This window comes from Caulobacter sp. 602-1, from assembly GCF_003931565.1.
GTDB lineage: Bacteria > Pseudomonadota > Alphaproteobacteria > Caulobacterales > Caulobacteraceae > Caulobacter.
Genome location: NZ_RRYI01000187.1, coordinates 1 through 278, shown reverse-complemented (window position 1 = coordinate 278; position 278 = coordinate 1). Strand labels below are relative to the sequence as shown.

At 66.2% G+C, this 278-nt stretch carries 1 protein-coding gene; it reads left to right on the top strand.

Annotation, left to right across the window (positions count from 1 at the left end; all coding sequences use genetic code 11):
- Positions 1–25: 25 nt before the first annotated feature.
- A partial coding sequence (locus tag EIK80_RS25805; RefSeq protein WP_199743655.1) for a hypothetical protein occupies positions 26–278 on the top strand: 253 nt, incomplete at its 3' end.

Genomic DNA, 278 nt, shown 5'->3' with positions numbered 1-278 from the left:
CGATGAACGCTACGAGCACTACTCCGTGGACCTCGACGTGGTCAGCTCCCTGATGGAACTCGCCGACAAGCAGTCGCCGCGCTACTGGCAACTCGCGAAGGCGTTGCAGCGTTCGCTCAACGCCTACGACGAGCGCAACCCCGAATCCGTGGAAGCCGCGCGCGCAGCACTCGCCGACGTACTGGCCAAGCCGGCCAACGCCTCGGCCATGAACGTCAGCGCCATCGGCCACGCACATATCGACTCCGCATGGCTGTGGCCGGTGCGCGAGACACGCC